Origin of the sequence: Caldimonas sp., from assembly GCF_046289365.1 — a bacterium.
Classification (GTDB): domain Bacteria; phylum Pseudomonadota; class Gammaproteobacteria; order Burkholderiales; family Burkholderiaceae_C; genus Caldimonas.
Map to the genome: position 1 here is coordinate 1 of NZ_JBKBVU010000333.1, position 2,041 is coordinate 2,041.

The 2,041-nt window shown below is 68.1% G+C and carries 2 protein-coding genes; both read left to right on the forward strand.

What is annotated here, in order from left to right; all coding sequences use genetic code 11:
* Window positions 1–445: DUF2924 domain-containing protein (locus tag ACK42S_RS17755; RefSeq protein WP_409710736.1), on the forward strand; the 445-nt coding region annotated here is incomplete at its 5' end.
* Window positions 442–1,872, forward strand: a complete 1,431-nt coding sequence (locus ACK42S_RS17760; protein WP_409710739.1) for a recombinase family protein — start codon at window positions 442–444, stop codon at window positions 1,870–1,872. The genes ACK42S_RS17755 and ACK42S_RS17760, both read left to right, overlap by 4 nt.
* Window positions 1,873–2,041: the final 169 nt, after the last annotated feature.

Here is a 2,041-nt window from a genome sequence, read left to right on the forward strand (position 1 = left end):
CACCACCGTCGCCGCCCACATCGCCCAGTTGCCCCACCTGCCGATGGACAGCCTTTGGGCGCTGTGGGACGAGTATTTCGAGGAACGGCCCAAGCATCACCACCGCACCTGGCTGGAGAGCCGGCTCGCCTACAGGATCCAGGAACGCGCCTTCGGCGCTTTGAAGCCCGCGACCTGCCGCAAGCTCGAGGAGATCGGCCAGACGGGCATCCTGCCGCGCCAACTGCGCCGCGACGCGAGCCGGCTGCTGCCGGGCACCGTGCTCACGCGGATCTTTGATGACATCGAGCACCGCGTCCTGGTGCGCGGGCCCCAGGATTTCGAGTATCAGGGGCAGCGGTTCAAGAGCCTGACGGCGATTGCCCGCCACATCACCGGCACGCATTGGTCGGGCCCCGCGTTCTTCGGCCTCAAGACCAAAGACGGCCAGAGGGAGCCGGCATGAGATCCCCACGGCCTGTGTCCTTCTCGATCACGCCGACGCCATCTCCCGTCACGCCATCGAGGCGCTGTGCGGTCTATACGCGCAAGTCCACCGACGAGGGGCTCGACCAGGAGTACAACAGCCTGGAGGCCCAACGCGACGCAGGACTGGCGTTCATCGCCAGCCAGCGTCACGAGGGCTGGATTGCCGTCGACGACGGCTACGACGATGGCGGCTACTCCGGCGGCAACCTGGACCGACCCGCACTGCGCCGGCTGCTGGCCGACATCGAGGCCGGCCGGATCGACATCGTGGTGGTCTACAAGATCGACCGCCTGACACGCAGTCTTTCCGACTTCGCCAAGCTGGTGGAAGTGTTCGACCGCAATGGCGTGTCCTTCGTCTCGGTCACGCAGCAGTTCAACACCACCACCTCGATGGGGCGGCTGACGCTGAACATCCTGCTGTCCTTCGCCCAGTTCGAGCGCGAGGTCACCGGCGAGCGCATCCGCGACAAGATCGCCGCCTCCAAAGCGAAGGGCATGTGGATGGGCGGCATGCCGCCGCTGGGCTATGACGTCGTCGAGCGCAAACTCGTCGTCAACGAGCGTGAGGCGGCCTTGGTGCGCGACATCTTCCGGCGCTACGCCGAGCATGGCTCGGCCGCGCGCCTGGTGCGCGAACTGGCCCTCGAAGGCCACACCACCAAGGCCTGGGTCACGCAGGGCGGGCGACAGCGCACGGGCCGGCCGATCGACCAGCAATTCCTCTTCGCACTGCTGCGCAACCGCATCTACCTGGGTGAGATCCGCAATCACGGCGTCTGGTACCCCGGCCAGCACGAGGCGATCGTGCCGCAAGACCTGTGGGAGGCCGCGCACGCCTTCATCGAGCGCCGCAAGCAGGCCCCGCGTGAACACCGGGCCAAGCATCCGGCCCTGCTCGCGGGACTGCTGTTCGCTCCCGATGGCCAGCGCATGTTGCACACCTTCGTCAAGAAGAAGAGCGGGCGCATCTACCGCTACTACGTGCCCTACCTGCACAAGCGCCGCAACGCCGGCGCGAGCCTGGCGCCGGACGCGCCGGACGTCGGGCATCTGCCCGCGGCCGAGATCGAGAACGCCGTACTGGCCCAGATCCACGCGGCGCTCTCGGCGCCGCAGGTGCTGATCGGCACCTGGCGGGCGTGTCAGCGGCATCCCGCGGGTGCTGCCCTCGATGAAGCGCAGGTGGTGGTGGCGATGCGGCGCATCGGCGAGGTGTGGGCGCAGTTGTTCCCGGCCGAGCAGCAACGCATCGCGCGGCTGCTGATCGAGCGGGTCCAACTGCACGCGCACGGCCTCGACATCCGCTGGCGCGAGGACGGCTGGCTGGGCTTGGGTCCCGAGATCGGCACGCATCCTTTGGTCGAGGAGTGCCACGCGAGCGCCGAGGAGGCCTTGGCATGATCCGGTCGCCTACCGATCCGATTCCGAACGCCCGCCGTCGCGCGATCCGCGTCGAGGTCGGCGACGATGCACGCAGCTACGTCAGCGACGGGCAGCGGGTGACCCTGGTGCCCCTGACGATCAAGCGCCGGCAAAACCGCAAGCTCCTGATCCCGCCGACGCCCGAGAC